This window comes from Nonomuraea sp. NPDC050663, from assembly GCF_044456985.1.
Classification (GTDB): domain Bacteria; phylum Actinomycetota; class Actinomycetes; order Streptosporangiales; family Streptosporangiaceae; genus Nonomuraea.
This window is the reverse complement of record NZ_JBITGL010000012.1, coordinates 114,528-132,470: the sequence shown is the minus strand read 5'-3', so window position 1 is coordinate 132,470 and position 17,943 is coordinate 114,528. Positions and strand designations below refer to the sequence as shown.

General features: G+C 70.4%; 17 protein-coding genes. 8 read left to right on the top strand and 9 right to left on the bottom strand.

Going from position 1 to position 17,943, the window contains the following annotated elements:
- Nucleotides 1-7: 7 nt before the first annotated feature.
- The 5 genes from ACIBH1_RS32410 to ACIBH1_RS32390 form a co-directional block, all read right to left on the bottom strand.
- The gene (locus ACIBH1_RS32410) at nt 8-1,861 is read right to left on the bottom strand and encodes a sigma factor-like helix-turn-helix DNA-binding protein (RefSeq protein WP_397317774.1); all 1,854 of its coding nucleotides are present in this window, start codon (nt 1,859-1,861) and stop codon (nt 8-10) included.
- Nucleotides 1,862-1,909: 48 nt separating this feature from the next.
- Nucleotides 1,910-3,721 (bottom strand): UvrD-helicase domain-containing protein, encoded by a 1,812-nt coding sequence (locus ACIBH1_RS32405; RefSeq protein WP_397317773.1) that lies wholly within the window; start codon nt 3,719-3,721, stop codon nt 1,910-1,912.
- 5 nt (nt 3,722-3,726) lie between these two features.
- A complete protein-coding gene (locus tag ACIBH1_RS32400) occupies nt 3,727-6,051 on the bottom strand; it encodes a hypothetical protein (RefSeq protein WP_397317772.1) in 2,325 nt (774 codons plus the stop codon).
- Nucleotides 6,052-6,163: 112 nt separating this feature from the next.
- Nucleotides 6,164-6,916 carry a methyltransferase domain-containing protein gene (locus ACIBH1_RS32395; RefSeq protein WP_397317771.1) on the bottom strand — a complete coding sequence of 251 codons (753 nt, stop codon included), beginning with the start codon at nt 6,914-6,916 and terminating at the stop codon, nt 6,164-6,166.
- Between the two features lie 175 nt (nt 6,917-7,091).
- Nucleotides 7,092-8,138, bottom strand: coding sequence for an ABC transporter substrate-binding protein (locus ACIBH1_RS32390; RefSeq protein ID WP_397317770.1), 1,047 nt, complete (start codon nt 8,136-8,138; stop codon nt 7,092-7,094).
- Between the two features lie 319 nt (nt 8,139-8,457).
- On the opposite strand from ACIBH1_RS32390, the gene fdxA reads away from it, so the two are divergent.
- The 3 genes from fdxA (at nt 8,458) to ACIBH1_RS32375 (ending at nt 10,649) form a co-directional block, all read left to right on the top strand.
- Nucleotides 8,458-8,784, top strand: a complete 327-nt coding sequence (gene fdxA / locus ACIBH1_RS32385) for a ferredoxin (RefSeq protein WP_181614484.1) — start codon at nt 8,458-8,460, stop codon at nt 8,782-8,784.
- A gap of 73 nt (nt 8,785-8,857) precedes the next feature.
- A complete protein-coding gene (dapC, locus tag ACIBH1_RS32380; RefSeq protein ID WP_397317769.1) occupies nt 8,858-9,928 on the top strand; it encodes a succinyldiaminopimelate transaminase in 1,071 nt (356 codons plus the stop codon).
- 91 nt (nt 9,929-10,019) lie between these two features.
- Complete coding sequence (locus tag ACIBH1_RS32375; RefSeq protein ID WP_397317768.1) at nt 10,020-10,649, top strand: DUF4178 domain-containing protein; 630 nt, start codon at nt 10,020-10,022, stop codon at nt 10,647-10,649.
- Here ACIBH1_RS32375 and ACIBH1_RS32370 read toward each other — a convergent pair.
- Both ACIBH1_RS32370 and ACIBH1_RS32365 read right to left on the bottom strand, forming a co-directional pair.
- The gene (locus tag ACIBH1_RS32370) at nt 10,646-11,308 is read right to left on the bottom strand and encodes a hypothetical protein (protein ID WP_397317767.1); all 663 of its coding nucleotides are present in this window, start codon (nt 11,306-11,308) and stop codon (nt 10,646-10,648) included. The two genes, ACIBH1_RS32375 and ACIBH1_RS32370, sit on opposite strands and share 4 nt — an antisense overlap.
- Before the next feature lie 56 nt (nt 11,309-11,364).
- A complete protein-coding gene (locus ACIBH1_RS32365; protein ID WP_397317765.1) occupies nt 11,365-12,183 on the bottom strand; it encodes a hypothetical protein in 819 nt (272 codons plus the stop codon).
- 54 nt (nt 12,184-12,237) lie between these two features.
- Between ACIBH1_RS32365 and ACIBH1_RS32360 the strand changes: the two genes are divergently transcribed.
- The 5 genes from ACIBH1_RS32360 (at nt 12,238) to ACIBH1_RS32340 (ending at nt 16,893) form a co-directional block, all read left to right on the top strand.
- Nucleotides 12,238-13,071, top strand: a complete 834-nt coding sequence (locus tag ACIBH1_RS32360) for a 2,3,4,5-tetrahydropyridine-2,6-dicarboxylate N-succinyltransferase (protein ID WP_397317764.1) — start codon at nt 12,238-12,240, stop codon at nt 13,069-13,071.
- Nucleotides 13,072-13,073: 2 nt separating this feature from the next.
- Nucleotides 13,074-14,126 (top strand): succinyl-diaminopimelate desuccinylase, encoded by a 1,053-nt coding sequence (gene dapE / locus ACIBH1_RS32355; protein ID WP_397317906.1) that lies wholly within the window; start codon nt 13,074-13,076, stop codon nt 14,124-14,126.
- A 194-nt stretch (nt 14,127-14,320) separates the two neighbouring features.
- Nucleotides 14,321-15,508 (top strand): MFS transporter, encoded by a 1,188-nt coding sequence (locus ACIBH1_RS32350; RefSeq protein WP_397317763.1) that lies wholly within the window; start codon nt 14,321-14,323, stop codon nt 15,506-15,508.
- Nucleotides 15,505-16,299 carry a TIGR00730 family Rossman fold protein gene (locus ACIBH1_RS32345; protein ID WP_397317762.1) on the top strand — a complete coding sequence of 265 codons (795 nt, stop codon included), beginning with the start codon at nt 15,505-15,507 and terminating at the stop codon, nt 16,297-16,299. The genes ACIBH1_RS32350 and ACIBH1_RS32345 overlap by 4 nt, the downstream gene beginning before the upstream one ends.
- A 9-nt stretch (nt 16,300-16,308) precedes the next feature.
- On the top strand, nt 16,309-16,893 hold the full coding sequence (locus ACIBH1_RS32340; RefSeq protein WP_397317761.1) for a TIGR00730 family Rossman fold protein: 585 nt from the start codon (nt 16,309-16,311) through the stop codon (nt 16,891-16,893).
- On the opposite strand, the gene ACIBH1_RS32335 is transcribed toward ACIBH1_RS32340, so the two are convergent.
- Both ACIBH1_RS32335 and ACIBH1_RS32330 read right to left on the bottom strand, forming a co-directional pair.
- Nucleotides 16,886-17,638 carry an arylamine N-acetyltransferase gene (locus ACIBH1_RS32335; RefSeq protein ID WP_397317760.1) on the bottom strand — a complete coding sequence of 251 codons (753 nt, stop codon included), beginning with the start codon at nt 17,636-17,638 and terminating at the stop codon, nt 16,886-16,888. The two genes, ACIBH1_RS32340 and ACIBH1_RS32335, sit on opposite strands and share 8 nt — an antisense overlap.
- Nucleotides 17,635-17,916 (bottom strand): hypothetical protein, encoded by a 282-nt coding sequence (locus ACIBH1_RS32330; protein ID WP_397317759.1) that lies wholly within the window; start codon nt 17,914-17,916, stop codon nt 17,635-17,637. Before ACIBH1_RS32330 ends, ACIBH1_RS32335 begins: the two co-directional genes overlap by 4 nt.
- Nucleotides 17,917-17,943 lie beyond the last annotated feature (27 nt).

Here is a 17,943-nt window from a genome sequence, read left to right as displayed (position 1 = left end):
ACCGAGCCTACTCTCCGAGGTAGCCCAGGATGTCGCGGTCACCCCGCTCACGCAGCCTCGTGACGATCTCCTCGCGCGCGGCGGTGTCGGGCAGGCCGATCCTGGCCCCGATGAGCCGCATCCCCTCCGCCTCCGACTGCACCGGGGCGGTGTAGCCGATGAGGTGCAGGGCCCTGGCCAGCGGCGGGATCCCCGGGTGGGCGCCGGGCAGGAACCTGGTCAGCAGCTCGCCGCCGTCGGAGACGGTCAGGAAGACGTGGTCGCCGTCGGCCGCCTTGAACTCGGCCAGCACGTTGCGGATCGATCCCATCGTCGGCTGGTTGTGCCACGAGATCACCACGTCGCCCGAGGGGGCGGAGGCGGTGAGCGAGCCGCCGGGAGCCATGCCCAGGTAGGCGGCGAACCCGGTCGGCAGCGGCGAGCCGGAGCCGCGCAGGTGCTCGGCGTTGATGTCGACCCGGTGCCACCAGCGCCCGTCGCGCGAACGGAAACTGCGCCGCGTCTCCGAGACGTCCTTGCGGGGCTGGTACGGCTCGGCGGCCTCGGAGCCGGCGCCGCCCGTGCCCGCGACCCTGACCCAGCCGCGCTGGGTGCGCTCGAAGCCGGGACCGCCCGCGTAGGCGCGCACCGAGCTCTCGCTCACGTCGTAGCGCGAGGTCAGGTTGGTCACGATCGTGGAGATGGAGGCCTCGCCCCCGGCGCGCTCGATCTCGCGGGCGATCATCTCGCGGATGCCCAGGTACTCGTCGCCGCCCCAGCGGGTCAGGCCGTACTTGTTGCGGTCGACCCGCAGGAAGCGGTCGTCGGCCGTCAGCTGGTTGCGGATGCCGACCAGGGAGTAGTCCTCGCCGATGCGTTCCTGGATCTCCTCGGGCGACAGCGGGTCGCCCGAGACGGCCAGCACGGCCTCGGCCTTCTCGTTGATCGAGCGCGGCCAGGGCACCACGTGCCCCTCGAACAGCCGCAGCTGCGGCACGGCCTCGATCCACCGCTCGGCCACGTCTTCGCGGACGCCGAGCTGGGCGACCATGGCGACGGCCTCGGCGACCGGGCGCGGCCCGTCGGCGAACAGCTGGCGGGTCTTCTCCCTGAGCTCGTCGGAGCCGCCCACGACCAGCCAGCCGTCGGCCTGCTCGTAGCCGGTGAGCAGCGTGCGCACGAAGCGCCAGGTCGGGATGTCGAGCGTCTTGAGCACCTCGTGGTGCCACGGCACCGCGGCGGCCAGGTCGTCGGCCGGTACGGCGGAGCCGAGCCGCCCGCGCAGCCAGGTGACGTGCGCGACCAGGGCCTGGGCGTCAGGGGAGGCGAGCCAGCCGTCGACGTGGTCGCGCAGGTCGCGCTCGATCTGCCTGATGCGCTCGCGGGTGACGTTGAAGCGCTGGGCCAGGTCGTCGAGGGTGACCCGGTTGGCGGCGTAGAGCCGGTCGCGGGCGATGGCGCGCTGGCGCTCGTCGAGCGTGGTGAAGATCTCGTCGATCACCTCGGGCAGCGGCCGGTCGGGACGGGCCGCGCGCACCTGCGCCGCCTGCGAGGGCGGCTCCAGCAGACGCTCGAAGACGCCCATGAAGAGCTTCTGCACGACGTCGCGGCCGAGCGACTCGGGCGTGCGCTCGCTCTCCGCGGGGTCCGACAGGCGCAGCAGCGGCAGGATGTCGCCGAGCAGGAGGTGCCCCCAGCAGGCCATCGCCAGGTCGGCCAGGTGGTCGGCCACCCGTGGAAGGCCGACGATGGCGCAGGCACGGTCGAAGGGGACCGCCTGCCACCATGCTTCTGGCAGGTCGGCGTCTTCCGCGATCGGTGCGATCTGGCCGGGGGAGGTCCAGCGCACCGGTGGCGCAAGGTCGCTCAGGCTGAGATTCATCGAGGTCCAACCGGCAAGGGAGAGATATCCGCAGTTCAGGGTATGTGATTAGAACGACAGAAACGGGCTGCCCCTCCCAAAGTGGGAGATATAGAGCAAAGCTTTAGCCCGGGTGCACGCCACGAACAGCACGCTACGCTCGCGCTGCAGCGCCCTGGCGCGCGACCCGGGATCGTCGGGCGGCGGGTCGGGCACGATGCCCTCCGAGACCGCGAACAACGCCACCCGGTCGAACTCCCGGCCCTTGAGCCCGTAGAAGGTCGTCACCAGGACGTCGCGGCCCTGCAGGAGCCTGCCCGCCCGTCTGGCCAGCGCCGTCGTGCGCGCCGCGACCGCGATCCGATCCGGCGCCACCCCCTCGGCCAGCCAGCCGTCGACCGTGGCCGCCAGCCCTTCGAGCTCCGCCTCGGGCGAGTCGTAGGCGCGGACCATCGGGCGCTCGCCATGACGCGTCGCGCGATAGCCGTACAGCTCCGACACCCCCGTGACCAGGCCGTCGGTCGGCCCGCCGCCGCGCAGCCGTACGCCGAAGGACAGCAGCTCCTGCGGCAGCCGGTAGGAGAGCTTGAGCGTGTGATGGGTCGCGAGGATGCCGACCTGCTCCAGTGTCACCCGGTGATCCGTGACGCGCTGGTGCGGATCGCCCAGCACGAAGAAGTCGTCATCCGCGTGCGGGACGGCCGCCCGCAGCAGCCGCCACTGGGCCGGGCTCAGATCCTGCCCCTCGTCGACCACGATGTGCCTGTACGGCTTGCGCACCTCGCCGAGCAGGTCGCCGGGCGGGGCGTTGAGCAGCCGCGCCGCCTCCTCGGTCAGGTCCGTCAGGTTGCGCGCCCCCGGCCCGACCAGGGCGGGCTGCCTGCCCTCGGCGTCGGCGACCAGGCGCAGCGCCAGATGGTCGGCGTTGTCGACGTCGATGCGCTTGCGCACCGCCGCGTCCTCGACCAGCGTGTCCAGCCGCTTCGACAGCTCCTCGCGCAGGCTCTGCGAGAACGTGTTCAGCAACACCCTGCCCTCGCCGTGCTCCGCCAGATGGGCGGCCCGATGCAGGGCGATCAGCGTCTTGCCCGTGCCCGCCGCGCCCGTGACCAGGACCGGGTGATCGTAATGCGAGCGGGCCAGCCGGTGCTGCGGGGGATGGAGGAAAGTGCACCAGTCGGGCGCGTCGAGGCGCCGCTCCAGTTCCTCGACGTCACCCACGAAGACCGCGCGGTCAGGGCTGCGCAGCAACGCCTGATGCAGGTCGTCGGGATCCACCGGACCGGGATCGGCGTCGATCGCCCGGCACTCGTCCAGCTCCCGCCACGCCTCCGTGATCGTCCCGCCACGAGCCAGTACGGCCAGCGGACGATGCTGCGTCGGCGGCAGGAACGGCTCGATCGCCTCCACGTCGGCCTCGGTGGTGATGTGCCTGATCAGCGGCAGGATCCACACATTGATGCCGAGCGCCAGCAGATCGCCGTCGCAGACCGGGTCGAACAACCGCGAAGCGCCCGCCGACCGGCGCAACGCCGGCTCCACCGAGCCCAGCGCCTGCGCGTCCCACTCCTCCACGACACCGATGACCGAGTTGACGCTGTACCTGTGCCGGTTGGCGAAATCCCACGCCTCTGCATCCGGCAGCGCGGTGACCAGCCAATAGACGTCGCGCTGCCGTACGACAACCCCGCGCAGGCCCTCCGCCAGGCGCAACGTCTGCACCCGCGCGTCCCGCGCCCCCCGCACCCTCTCCGGATGCGGGGCCCCGGCCGCGTTGGCCAGGAACAGACGCAACGCCGCCAGCGCCGGCCCGCGCCCGAGCCCACCCACTGGCGCGGCCAGTGCGCTGGGCAGATCGGGGCCGATCGCGAGGCGCGGCATACGGCTCAGTCCAACAGGGCGAGCAGGTCGCGGTCACCGCGTTCGCGGAGCCTGGCCTTCAGGTCCGACAGGCTCACCGGGCCCGTCATCCCGATCCTCGTCGCGATCACCCTCGCCGCCTGGTCCAGCGTGCCGCCAGGAGCGGTGTAACCGACCAGGCGCAACGCCCTCGTGATCGGCTCCGCGCTGTCGGAGGCCACCGGCAGATGCCTGGCCCGCAACACGCCCTCGTCCGACAGCGTGAGGAACAGGTGGCCGCCCTCCTTGGCGCCGACATCCTGCAACAACTTGCCGACCGACTCCAGCACCGGGCGGCCGTGCCAGCTCAGCGCCAGCTCACCCGCCGCACTGCGCACCGTACGGCTCTCGCCAGGGTTCAGGTTCAGATAGGCGGCGAAACCGCTCGGCAGCGGGCACTCGCCGCCCTGGAGCTGCTCGGCCGTGACGTCCACCCGCAACCACCAGCGGCCGTCGGGCTGGCGGAAACACCGCTTGGTCAGCGCGACATCCTTCAACGGGCGGGCATCCTGCTGCTGCTGGGCCGCCGGGGGCTGGAAGCGCGGCGCCTGCGGCGCCTCCGCGGGCGGCTGGGGCGGTGCCACGTTCAGGGTGGCCAGGACGAACTGCCACGCCGGGACCTCGAGCGGGCGCACCTCCAGCCGGTGCCAGTCGGCCGCCTGGAGCAGCTGCTCCTTCGACGGGTTCTGACCGACCGCGCGACGCACGGACTCGAGGTGCTCCCTGTACGGCGCCGCCTCATGGCTGTCCAGCCACTGGCGCAGGCGGGCATGCAGGTCGGCCTCCACGGCCTGCAACTCGGCCGCGGGGACGGCGAACAGCTTGGCCAGCTGGTCGAGGGCGGAGGGGGTGTCGGTGAAGACGCGGTTCTGTGCGACGGCCCAGCTCTTGTCGTCGAGACCGGCGAAGGAGGCCTCCACGAGCTCGTGGAGATGGTGGGGGGCGCTCTCCACGACGAGGGGGAGGGCGGGGGGCTCCTGGACGGGGTCGTCGGGAGCCTCGGCGACCACGGCGACGACGGGCTCGTGCTCGTCGCGCTCGGGCTCGCCGCCCGGTCCCTCGGCGTGCTGGGCCTCGGGCACGTCCGCGTGCTGCGCCTCAGGCTCGCCAAGCTGGGCCTCGGGACCGTCCGCCTGCTCGGCGGCGTGCTCGGCGTGCTCGGCGTCGCCCACGGGCTCGGCGGCGTGCTCAGCGTCCACAAGCTCGGCGCCCACGGGCTCGGCAGCGTGCGCGGCCTTCACAGGCTCGGGTGCGTCGCCGACCGGGGCGCCTGCGGGCTCGTGGGTGGCGTCCTCAGACGCGGGCGCCGCCCCCGGCTCCTCCGCCTCTGCCTCAGCCGCCCCGCCGCCGTCAGCGACCGCCTGAGCGCCTGCCACAGGCTCAGCCGCGTCCACCGGTTCAGCCGCGGCCACCGGTTCAGCCGCGGCCACCGGTTCAGCCGCGGCCACCGGTTCAGCGTCGGGCACCGGTTCAGCGTCTGCCGCTGGCTTGGCGTCTGCCGCAGAGTCAGCCGCGCCGTCTTCGTTCACCGGCTCGGCGTCGGCCACCGGTTCGGCGTCGGCCACCGGTTCGGCGTCGGCCACCGGTTCGGCGTCGGCCACCGGTTCGGCGTCGGCCACCGGCTCGGCGGCCAGGGCCGCGTCTGCCGTCGGCTCCGCAGCGCCGTTCGCCGCCTCCGGCGCCGCGCCCTTCGACGCCGCCGACTCGGGCGCCGAGGCCGCCTCTGACGCCGCTGCCGGTGCGGCCACCGCTGCCGGTGCGGCCGCAGCTGCCGGTGCGGCCGCAGCTGCAGCCGCCGCCACCGAAGCCCCCCGGCCGTGGCCGGTCGCTGTCTTCTGCCGTCCCGTCTCAGGCCGGGCGAGTGGCTCGGGCTTCTCGATGAGCTGTGGCGGCGACAGCGGCCCCGCTGCCGGCGCCAGCCGTACGAAGGTCGCCGAGAACAACGTCGACAACACCTGACGCGCCTGGATGAAGGGCTGGTCCATCAGCTCGCGGCTGGTCAGGTTGAGCAGTCCCGGCCACGACCCCGCCCGGTCGAGGGCGATGGCGACGTGGGGCTCGTCGGCCTCGTCGGGGTCGAGCACGTGCAGCGCGGGCAGCACGTCGCCCACGGCGGCGGCGGGCCAGTGCTCCAGGGCGATCTCCGTGAGCAGGTCGCCCAGCGGCTCGGGTCCGATCGCGGCCAGCACGCTGGGCATGGGCAGCGAACGCCACCAGGCGTCGGGCAGGCCGGGATGGGCGTTGAGCAGCGTGATAGCGGCCGCGTCGCTCCACCTCAGCGGTGGTACGAGGTCACTCAGGCAGAAGTTCATCCCGTTCCGTTCACCAGCCCCTCACGCCGCCGTCGCGGCGCAGCCGTACTCTTGCGGCCTCCGGAACAGACCATAGTCCGGCAAAACACCCATGTGCATCATGGACTACGTATCAGCGTCGGACGGCGGCGAAGCGTAGGCGAACATAATCAGCCATCCATCCGGTCTCCCGGCGCAAGGCGGGTGCCGCGAGCTCGTTGACTCGCCTCAGCAACGGCTCCACCAGGTCCTTGGGCAGGCCTGCCAGGACATTGCCGGCGAACATGCGCACCCAGTCGGCGGCACCGCCGGGGCATTCGTCAAGTGGCGTGGGACGGTCGAAGTATTCGAGAATGCGTACGACGAACCCGTTCCTCTCCAGCCGTCCCGCGTACTCCGCGGGGGTGGGGAAGTACCACGGCAGCTCGGGTTCCGGAAGGCCGTAATCCCGCCAGGCCGTCGACATGGCCGCGGTGAGTTCCGCGCAGTTGCCCGATCCGCCCATCTCGGCCACGAATCTGCCGCCGGGGACGAGCGCCTCCCTGACGTTCTCGATGACCGAGTCGGGGTCGCGGCTCATCCAGTGCAGCGCCGCGTTGGAGAAGACCGCGTCGTACGCCTGGGCGACGGTGAAGTCGTGGCCGTCGCCGATGATGAAGTCAATGCCGGGAAACTGTGCCAGCGCCTTCTCGATCATCACCGGCGAGCCGTCGATGCCGAGGACCTGCGCGCCTCTTGAAGCGATCTCCGCGGTCAGCACCCCCGTGCCGCATCCCAGGTCGAGCACCCTCTCGCCGGGTTGCGGGTCAAGCAGGTCGACCAGGGGCGCGCCCTTGGCCGAGACATAGCCGAAACTGCTGTCGTAGGCGCGACTGTTCCACCGCATCAAGCTCGGTGTGTCGTATCGCAAGACAATCAGCTCACATTCTGAGACGTCATTCCCCCTGTGCGCTCACTTTAGGGCGTGAATGTCTCTACGACATATCAGTCACTTCCGTGACTATGGTCATCATGGGAAAGCCCCCGGCCCAAGCAGGCCGGGGGCTTTTGTCGTGAACGCGTCAGCCGGCCACCGAGCTCCATTTGGCGCGCACGTAGGACTTGGCCGCGTCGGTCTGCGGGACGGTCAGCAGCACGGGCGGACCCGGGGCGACGGGCAGCTTGGCCGCCTGCTCGGTGTCGAGCGTGCCCCGCATGAGCATGGCCTCGGCGCGCACCGGCCGGGCGTAGCCCTTCTGCAGCAGGTTCTGGCCCTCGTCGGAGAAGAGGTACTCCTGCCACAGCCTGGCCGAGGCCGGGTGCGGCGCGTTCTTGGCGATCGCCTGGACGTAGAAGGTCCCCAGGGCCGCGTCGCGCGGGATGGTGACCTTCCAGCTCTCCGGCGCCTTGGCGGCGCGCGCGGCGTTGACGTGGTCCCAGTCGATCACGACGTCGGCCGTCCGTGCGTCGGCCATCCTCCCCTTGAGCTGGGAGAACAGCTCGACGGCCTGGCTCGGCTGCGGTACACCCGAGCGCAGCGAGGCGGCCATGACGCCGTAGAAGCCCGCCGCGTCCTGGCGCGGGTCCCCGGCCAGCGCGACGGTGGCGCCCGGCTTGGTCAGGTCGGCGAACGAGGCGGGCTTGGCCTTGGCCGGGTTGTAGCCGATCGACATGTAGCTGCCGTAGTTGGCGTACCAGGCGCCGTCGGGCTGCTTGACCTCGTCGGGCAGGTCGTGCCAGCCGCTGACCTTGTAGGGCGCGAACCGGGCGGCGTTGGCCACGGCCGTGTCGAGGCTCAGCTCGTAGCAGTCGGGTTTGGCGTTCGAGACGAGTTGCCTGGCGCTGCTGGCGTCGGGCTCGAGCTCGTTGACCTTGATGCCGTACTTCTCGGAGAACGCGTCGATGATCTCGCCGTAGTTCACCCAGGAGCGGGGCAGGCCGATGAGGTTGAGCCCGCCCTCCTTGCGGGCGGTCTCGGCCAGCCGGTCGAGGGTGGTGAAACCCTCTTTCAGCGAGGCGGCCTGCACGTTGACGGGCGGGAGCGGCTGCTCGGGCACGGCCGACTGGCCGCATCCGGCGAGCACGAAGGCGGCCGCGCACATGAGGACGGCCTTGCTACTTTCAGTCACATTACGAATACTTACCGCTGACGAGGAGGAACGACCCTCGCCGCGACCAGCGTGTCCTGCGGAATCTCCACCAAGGTGCCGTCATGTTTTCGTACGGCCAGCAGTCCGTCGTCCCACGATTCGAGAATGCCTACCGCGTCACGGAAGCCCTCTGGCACTCTTCTTCGTGTCGTCACCCGAGCGCCCACGTCGGCGGGCGTGATGGACACGACTAGCCGGGCAGCCATGGAGTTTTCGCCACCCTCCGTTTCCGACACTTGGCGGGCACGGCAATACTAGGGCGTAGCAAACCGCGGTCGAAGTCGTGAAGGAGCTCGAGGTGACCTACGTCATCGCGCAGCCTTGCGTGGACGTGCTTGACAAGGCGTGCATCGAGGAATGCCCCGTCGATTGCATCTACGAGGGCGAACGCATGCTTTACATCCACCCCGACGAGTGTGTGGACTGCGGCGCATGCGAGCCGGTGTGCCCGGTGGAGGCCATCTTCTACGAAGATGACCTGCCCGAGCAGTGGAAGGACTTCTACAAGGCCAATGTCGAGTTCTTCGACGACCTTGGCTCACCGGGCGGCGCCTCGAAGGTCGGCAAGATCGACAAGGATCACCCTGTCGTCTCCGTCCTGCCTCCGCAGGCCGAGGAGCACTAACCTGGTCGGCGCGACAACGCCGGGCCGGCGCATCCGCTCCGCCCGGCGATGAGTGCTGCCATCGAGGAGAGCCGTGAACAACCTGCCTGACTTCCCGTGGGACAAGCTGGAGCCGCACAAGAGGCGCGCCCTGGAACATCCCGACGGGATCGTCGACCTGTCGGTGGGAACCCCCGTCGACCCGGTGCCGCAGGTGGTCCAGGAAGCTCTCGTGAAGGCGGCCGACAGCCCCGGCTACCCGCTCACCCACGGCACCAGGGAGTTGCGCGAGGCGGCCGCGGGCTGGCTGGCGCGCCGCCACGGCGTCAGCGTGGGCGAGCAGGCGGTGCTGCCGCTGATCGGCTCGAAGGAGTTCGTCGCCTGGCTGCCCACCTACCTGGGTGCCGAGCATGTCGCCCTGCCGGAGCTGGCCTACCCGACCTATGACGTGGGGGCCAGGCTGGCGGGCGCCAAGGCGAGCGCCACCGACGGGCTGGTGGCCCTCGGGCCCGAGCCTGTCGACCTGGTGTGGGTCAACTCCCCGTCGAATCCGACGGGCCGGGTGCTGCCCGCCGAGCACCTGCGCAAGGTCGTCGAGTGGGCGCGCGAGCGCGGCGCGATCGTCGCCTCCGACGAGTGCTACATCGAGCTGGGCTGGGAGGCCGAGCCGATCTCGATCCTGCACCCCGACGTCTGCGGCGGCTCCCACGAGGGGCTGCTGGCGGTGCACTCCCTGTCGAAGCGCTCCAACCTGGCCGGCTATCGCGCCGGGTTCGTCACGGGCGATCCGGCGCTGGTCAAGCGTCTGCTGGAGATCCGCAAGCACGGCGGCATGATCATGCCCGCGCCGGTGCAGGCCGCGATGGCCGCCGCGCTGGCCGACGACGCTCACGCCGAGGAGCAGCGGGAGCGTTACTCCGCCCGCCGTGCCGTGCTGCGTCCCGCCCTGGAGAAGGCCGGGTGGACCATCGAGCACTCCGAGGCCGGGCTCTACTTCTGGGCGTCCAATGGCAAGGACTGCTGGACGCAGGTGGCCGAACTTGCCGAAATCGGGATTTTGGCCGCGCCGGGTGACTTCTACGGAGCTGCTGGTAGCTCACATATCCGTATCGCTGTGACGGCTACGGACGAACGCATCAGTGCGGCGGTGCGCCGCCTCCAGTAAGATTCCCCGGCATGGGCGAGGTTGTCGAACGAACTGATCGGCGCAGCCTCGTCGCGCGCGGGGCGGTGATATGAGCGCATCTGCTTTGGTCGTGCTCGGCCTCAGTGTCGCCACCGTCATCCTGTTACTCGGCGCGTTCCTCGCCACCATGCGTCAGGGCCGTGACCGGCGGGCCGCCAGGCCCGCTCCGGTTCAGCCCGCCGCTCCCGTGCCCGCTCCCGTGGCCACGCCCACCTTCATCGACCCCCGCACCTTCCGCGTGGGTGACCGCATCGAGGTGCACGGCGCCCCCTGGCGGGTGCTCGGGGCGCTCCACGTGTCCTGGCAGGGCCAGCAGTGGACCGAATACTTCATCGAAGACTCCCTGCGCCGCTACCAGTGGTTGTCGGTCGAGGTGCGCCACGGGCTGGCCTCGGGCGACGCCCCCCACCTGGAAGTGCTGCTCTGGACCGAGGTCCCGACGCAGGGCATGGTGCCCGCCAAGAGCATGCTGATCATGGAGGGCGTCGAGTTCTTCCCCATCGAGCGGGGCACCGCCGCCTTCAAGGCCGAGGGTGAAGCCTCCGGTCACCCCGAGCGCGGCCTGCTCGACTTCGCCGACTACCGCGCGGCCGACGGACGGTTGTTGTCCTTCAACCGCGTCCAGGGCTCGCAGTGGACCGCCGCCTACGCCCATCCTCTGCCACCCGGTTCCGTCTCCTTGCTGGCGCGTGCCTCCTAGGCCGACCGGATGGAGTAGGCGAGGTTGCGGCACATCGTCGTGGAGTTGGCGATCCAGAGGATCTTGAAGTCGTAGCCTTCGGCCGTGCGTGACTCGTGGTCGGCGCAGAACCTCGGGCTGGGCTTGTCCTCGACGACGGCGCCGAAGTCGTCGAAGGGGTTGAGCTGCTTCTCCAGCAGGCAGATCGCATCCTCCGCCAGCGCCGCCGCGTCACCCCGCACGACCGCGACCAGCCCGGTCGACCAGGTGTACTCCGGATCCCGGTAGACCGCGACCGCGAGGTGGTCGTTCTCGTAGGCGCAGTTCACCGCGTCGGCCGCCAGGAGGAACTTGCCGGCGAAGCTCTTGATCCCGGCACGGAAGGTGGTCTTCACGGCCGAGTCGGGGATGTTCTGCACGGCCAGTCCCACCAGGCCGTTGACGTTGACGCACGGGTTGGTGGCGATGCGCTCGGCGTCGGCGGGCGACGGGAGCTGCGACCGGGTGATCGGCCCGGCCTTCGGGCAGAAGCTCTTCTTGGGCGCCTGGGCGGTCTTCTGGGGCCCGGCCGCCTCGGCCCGGTCTCCGGGGATCTGGAAGTCTTCGCAGGCGGCCAGCAGGCTCATGGTGAGTAAGGCGACGAGCAGCACGATCAGCTTGGACACGAGGGTTCTCCGCATGAGATCAGCATGCGGAGCCGGATGATCGGCGGCTTGAGTACGCCCTACTCAACCTCTCAGGACAGGGCGACCTCGTCGCGCCCGGCACGGGAGTCGGAGGTCCAGGTCTCGGACTCCGGCGACCAGGTGACTCCGTCGAAGCCGACCTTGCGCAGGCCGTACTTCTGGGCATGGGCGACCGACCAGGTGGCGATGAGCCAGCCGCGCTTGACGCCCGCGGTGGCCGTACCGCCCAGGGCCTTGGTCAGGTCGCGCCTGGCCCGGTCGGCCTCGTAGGCGGTCGAGGTGGGCGACGGGCTGGCGCCGGGCGGGTAGGTGCAGTGGACGGCCTTGGGCACGCGGCCGGTGAAGGCGGCGGCCAGGATGCGGGCGTTCTCCTCGTGGTCGGCGTAGGCGTAGCCGCCGGCCGAGCGCTGGACGGCCTGGGCGGCGTCGGCGATGGGCAGCTTGCGGTAGTTCTTCACCTTCACCAGGGCGGCGAAGAACTTGTTGGTGGAGTAGACCGGGTCCATGATCTGCTTGGGCGTGCCCCAGCCCTGCGACGGGCGCTGCTGGAAGACGCCGAGCGAGTCGCGGTCGCCGTAGTCGAGGTTGTAGAGCTTCGACTCCTGGATGCCCGTGGCGTACGCGATGATCACGGCGCGCTCGGGCAGCTTGCGGCGCGCGGCGACCGCGGCGATGGTCGCCGAGATCTGCGCCTGCTCGACATCGAGCTCGAGCTCGCCCTGCGGGGTCGTGACAGTGCACTTGGCCTGCGGCTCCACGAACGGCTCGACCTTTTCCAGCAGCTTGAGCACGGCCACGCTGATGGCCACCGCGAACACGACGACGATCACGATGATGACGATGACAGAGCGGGAGAAGTGCAGGCGCACTCTAAGTAACCTACCGCCGTCCGTGGCGAGGTGAGCCGGATAAGCTCGCTGGCCATGAAGGACAGCTACTCCAGCCCGCTCCCCGCGGCGATCGACGAGCTGTGGGAGCGCCGCGCGGAGCTCTCGCCGGGTGATGCGGAGGCCCGCAGGGTCGTGGTCGGCGCCGTCGACGAGCTCGACGCCGGCAAGGCCAGGGTGGCCGTCGTGGGCGGCGACGGTGAGGTGATCGTCGACGAGCGTGCCAAGCGGGCGATCCTGCTCGGCTTCCGCGTGCTCGGCATGGCCAGGTCGCAGGTGGGCGATTTCCAGCACCACGACCGGATCCCGCTGAAGTCGAGGTTCGAGGGCGTGCGGGTGGTTCCGGGCGCGATCGCGCGCTGGGGCTCGCACCTGGCCCCTGGCGTGGTGCTGATGCCGTCGTTCACCAACATCGGCGCCTACGTCGGCGAGAACACCCTGGTCGACACGTGGGTGACCGTGGGGTCGTGCGCGCAGGTGGGCAAGAACGTGCACCTGTCGGGCGGGGTGGGCCTCGGCGGGGTGCTGGAGCCGCCGAACGCCGTCCCGGTGGTCATCGAGGACGACGCGCTGATCGGCAGCCGCTCGATGATCGTCGAGGGCGCCCGGGTCGGCAGGGGAGCCGTCGTGGGCGCGGGAACGATCCTGTCGGCGTCCATGCCGGTGATCGATGTGGAGACGGGCGAGGAGCTGAGCCGGGGCCGCATCCCCGACTGGTGCGTGGCGGTGAGCGGCACGCGGATGAAGGAGTTCCCCGGGGGCACGTACGGCCTGCCGGCGGTTCTCGTGCTCAAGCGCCTCGAACCAGGGCAGCGGCACGACAAGGCGGCGCTCAACGACGTGCTGCGGGAGCATGGGGTGAACGCATGACGATTCTTGATCTGTCGCAGGATGTCCGGCTGCTCACCGCGGCCCTCGTCGACATCGAGTCGGTCAGCGGCGACGAGAAGGCCATCGCCGACGCGGTCGAGGCCGCGCTCTCGGCGCTGCCGCACCTGGCGGTGGAGCGTTCCGGCGAGACCGTGATCGCGCGCACGCATCTGGGCAGGGACGAGCGGGTGCTGATCGCCGGGCACCTCGACACCGTCCCTGTGCACTCCAACCTGCCCAGCCGGGTCGAGGGCGACCTGCTCTACGGCTGCGGCACCTCCGACATGAAGGCCGGGGTCGCGGTGGCGCTGCGCCTGGCCCACCTGATCAGGGAGCCCGCCAAGGACCTGACCTACGTCTTCTACGACTGCGAAGAGGTCGAGGCCGAGCGCAACGGGCTCAACCGGGTCGCCGGGCGGCATCCCGAGTGGCTGGCCGCCGACTTCGCGGTGCTCATGGAGCCGACCGACGGCGTCATCGAGGGCGGCTGCCAGGGCACCATGCGCGCCGAGATCGCGGTGTCGGGCAAGCGGGCGCACAGCGCCAGGTCGTGGCTGGGCGTCAACGCCGTCCACGGTGCGGAGGCCGTGCTGGCGCGGCTCAACGCCTACCAGGCGCGCACGCCGGTCGTCGACGGGCTGCGCTACCACGAGGGCCTGAACGCCGTGTCGATCAGGGGCGGGGTCGCGGGCAACGTGATCCCCGACGAGTGCGTGGTCACCGTCAACTACCGCTTCGCCCCCGATCTGAGCGTGGAGCAGGCGCAGCAGCACGTGCTGGAGGTCTTCCAGGGCTTCGCGGTCACCTTCACCGATCTCGCGCCGGCGGCCAGGCCCGGTCTGACGCATCCGGTGGCGGCGGCCTTCGCCGCGGCCGTGGGCGGGCAGCCGCGGGCCAAGCTGGGCTGGACCGACGTGGCGCGCTTCTCCGAGCTGGGGACCCCCGCCGTCAACTACGGTCCTGGCGACCCGAATCTGGCCCACCAGAAGGACGAGTACGTCACCCTGTCCAAGATCGTGGAGGCCGAGGCGGCCATGCTCGACTGGCTCGCATAATGCGAAAGTGGCTTTCCTCGCCGGCCATTTGGCGGGGAAAGCCACTTTCAGTCCCGAGCAGCACCCTCGGTCCTTAGACGCGGGGGGTGCGAAATCTGGTTCCGCAGATTTTTCAAGATTTTTTAGAACGCCCCAAAAGGGCGCTCACCTGCGAATATAGTCGATCCATAGCGCTCTGTCCGATGCTCGGCACCGTGACCACCTTCGCCGACGTGCTCCGCGTGACCGAGTTTCGTGCACTGTGGGTGTCAGGACTGATCTCCCGATTAGGCGACCAGCTCGCCAGGGTGGCCCTGGCCGTCCTGGCCTACGAGCTCACCCGGTCGGCCACGATCACCACCCTGACCTACGCCCTGACCTTCATCCCCAACCTCATCGGCGGCCCGCTGCTCGGCCACCTGGCCGACCGGTTCCCGCGCCGCCGCCTGATGATCGCCTGCGACCTGGCCCGCGCCCTGCTCGTCGGCCTCATGGCCGTGCCCGCGATCCCGTTCCCCGTCCTGTGCGTGATGTTGTTCTTCACCACGCTCATCGACGCCCCCGAGCGCGCGGCGCGCATCGCCACCACCCCCGACGTGCTCGACGAGGAGCGGTACCAGACGGGCGTGAACCTGCTGGGGCTCACCCAGCAGGTGACGGTCCTGGTCGGCCTGGGCTTCGGCGGCCTGATCGCCACCGCGCTGCCCACCCGCGTCGCCCTGCTGGCCAACGCGGTGTCGTTCCTCGTCGCCGCGCTGATCGTGGCGGTGGGCACCAAGGACCGCCCGGCCGCGAGCACCGGCAAGGTCGTCGCGCCGGGCGAGCTGCTGGCCGGGGTGCGCATCGTGCTGGGTGACGCGCGGCTGCGCACCCTGCTGGCCATGGCCATGCTGGCGCTGTTCTACATCGCGCCGGAAGGGCTCGCGGTGCCGTACAACGACCAGCTCGGCGGCGACGGGCCGCAACTGGCGCTGCTGCTGTGCGCGATCCCCGCCGGGAGCGTCGTGGGCATGTACCTGGTCAACAAGCTGCGGGTGGGCGTCGACGCGCTCGCGCCGCTCGCGGTGGCGTCGTGCGTGCCGCTGATCGTCTGCGCCCTGCAGCCCGGCGTCGTGGCGTCGGTCGTCATCTGGTTCGTGGTCGGCGCGCTCGCCTCCTACCAGGTGCTGGCCAACGGGGAGTACGTGCGGATCGCGCCCACGGAACGGCGCGGCCAGGTGATCGGCGTCGCGCAGTCGGCCCTGGTCGCCTCCCAGGGGCTGGGCGTGCTGTTCAGCGGGCCGCTCGCCGACGCCTTCGGCCCCGCCGCCGCCATCGGCGTGTACGGCGTGGCGGGCACGGTCATCGCCGTCCCCTTTGCCCTCGCGTGGCGACGCGCGCGGATGGGTAACGTTGGCCCATGAAAAAGTCACGCCCCGAGCGTCGGCAGGGTCAAGCCGTGGTCCGCGGCAGTCTGGTACCCGACTCCACTCATGATCAGCGCCTGCTCGACCGCCAGGGTCCGGCCGACTGGGTGCACATGGATCCGTGGCGGGTGCTGCGCATCCAGGCGGAGTTCGTCGAGGGTTTCGGGCAGCTCGCCGAGCTTCCCCCCGCCGTGTCGGTCTTCGGTTCCGCCAGGACCAAGCCCGACTCGGAGGATTACAAACTCGCCCGTGACCTGGGCGAGGCGCTGGCCAGGGCCGGATATGCGGTGATCACCGGCGGTGGCCCCGGCGTCATGGAGGCGGGCAACAAGGGCGCGGTCGACGCGGGAGGCATCTCCGTCGGGCTCGGCATCGAGCTGCCCTTCGAGCAGAGCATGAACGAGTACGTCGACCTCGGCATCGAGTTCCGCTACTTCTTCGTGCGCAAGACGATGTTCGTGAAGTACTCCTGCGGCTTCATCGCGCTGCCCGGCGGCTTCGGCACGCTCGACGAGCTGTTCGAGGCGCTGACGCTGGTCCAGACGCGCAAGGTGACCTCCTTCCCCGTGGTGCTCCTGGGCACCTCGTTCTGGGGCGGCATGGTCGACTGGATCAAGAACTCCCTCCTGGGCACCGGCAAGATCGCCGAGCAGGACCTCGATCTGTTCACCGTGACCGATGACGTGGACGAGGCGGTGCGGATCATCGTGGAGGCCGATCGGGTCAGGTCCAAGCAGCGGCAGGATGAGCAGGAGGCCGTCGCGCAGCACTCGGCGGAGCCCCAATAGTCTGGCTTTGTGAATATCTGCGTCTATTGCGCATCAAGTCAGAAGATCGACCCCAAATATCTGGATCTGGCCGCTGAAGTCGGAACGCGGATTGCCGAACGCGGCCACGTCCTGGTGAGCGGGGGAGCGACCGTCGGGTGCATGGGCGCGGTGACGTCGGCGGCGCGGGCCGCGGGCGGGCGGACCGTGGGCGTCATCCCCCAGGCACTCGTCGACATCGAGGTCGCCGACAACGACTCCGACGAGCTGGTGATCACCACGGACATGCGCGAGCGCAAGGGCCTCATGGACGCCCGCTCCGACGCGTTCCTGGTGTTGCCGGGCGGGATCGGCACCCTCGAGGAGCTCTTCGAGATCTGGACCGCCCGCGTGCTCGGGCTGCACGACCGGCCGCTGGTGATCCTGGACCCGTGGGGGCTGTTCCAGCCGCTGCGCGACCTGATCGAGCAGCTCTACGAGGCCGGGTTCACCAGAGCGGACGTCTTCGACGCGATCTCCTGGACCACCACGGTCGACGAGGCCTTCGACCGGCTCGAAGGGCGCACCGTGCACCTCTCGCCGAGCCCCGAGGAGCTCGGCGAGGCGGTCATCTGACGACCGGGAGGCGGCCCAGCTCGACACCGAAGTGCTCGCGGTAGGCGGGAAGCAGTTCCGCCTCGGCGAGCACCTTCTCCGCGCGCTCGCCGTACGAGGTGGTGATCAGCTTGTCGCCGCTGAGCGTGATGCGTCCCTCGGGGGTGCGCATCGAGCAGACCGCCGACCTGGTGAAGTGGGAGTCGGGCGAGGTCGACTGCCACCACGCCGTCGGCACGAAGTCGGCCAGCTCGTAGGCCCGCTCCGTCAGGCGGTAGGCGGGCCTGCCGTTGTGCAGCACGTCGAGGTCGCCGTGATCGGCCGGGCGGATCTCGAAGACGCCCGCCCCGTCGGCCTGCTCGCCGCGCACGCCGAGGCGGAGCGGCGCGTCGGCGAAGTCGCCGAACCCCACGTCGACCAGCCACGGCTCGTCGAGCTCGACACGCAGGGCCAGATGGTCGAAGAGCGGGCCGAGCCGGTCGCCGCCGTACACCCGGGCCGCCAGCAGCGTCACCCGGTGGCCCAGCGCGGTGAGCAGCCCCGCGAACAGGCCGTTCAGCTCGTAACAGAACCCGCCGCGCCGCTGATTGACGACCTTGTCGAAGAGCGCTTCGGGAGTGAGCACGATCGGCTCGTCCAGGTGGATGCTGAGATTCTCGAACGGGACCGTGGTCAGGTGGGCGTACTGCAGGGCCCGCGGTGACAGGTCGCCGGACCGGTCGACGCCGATGCGCGCGAGGTAGGCGGAGATCTCGGATTCGTTCATGCCAGCCCCCGTCGCGTGAGCGCCGGAGGCCGCCTGCCCGCCAGGCAGTCGGTCATCTCCACGGCCAGACCTACCTGATCGGTATGTTCCGTCACGAAAATCGTGGCGCCGTGCCAGCGGAAGACGGAGGCGGCGGCCAGGGCGGCGTCGAGCTGGGCGGGCAGCCTGACCAGCGCCGTCCTGCCTTCGGCGGACAGCCTGGCGGCCTCGGAGGGGGTGTGCGCCTGGACCCAGTCGGGCTCCCATGGCGCGCCGGGTGTCACGAGTGCGGGACTCATGTCTCGATCGTACGAGTACGATGCCAA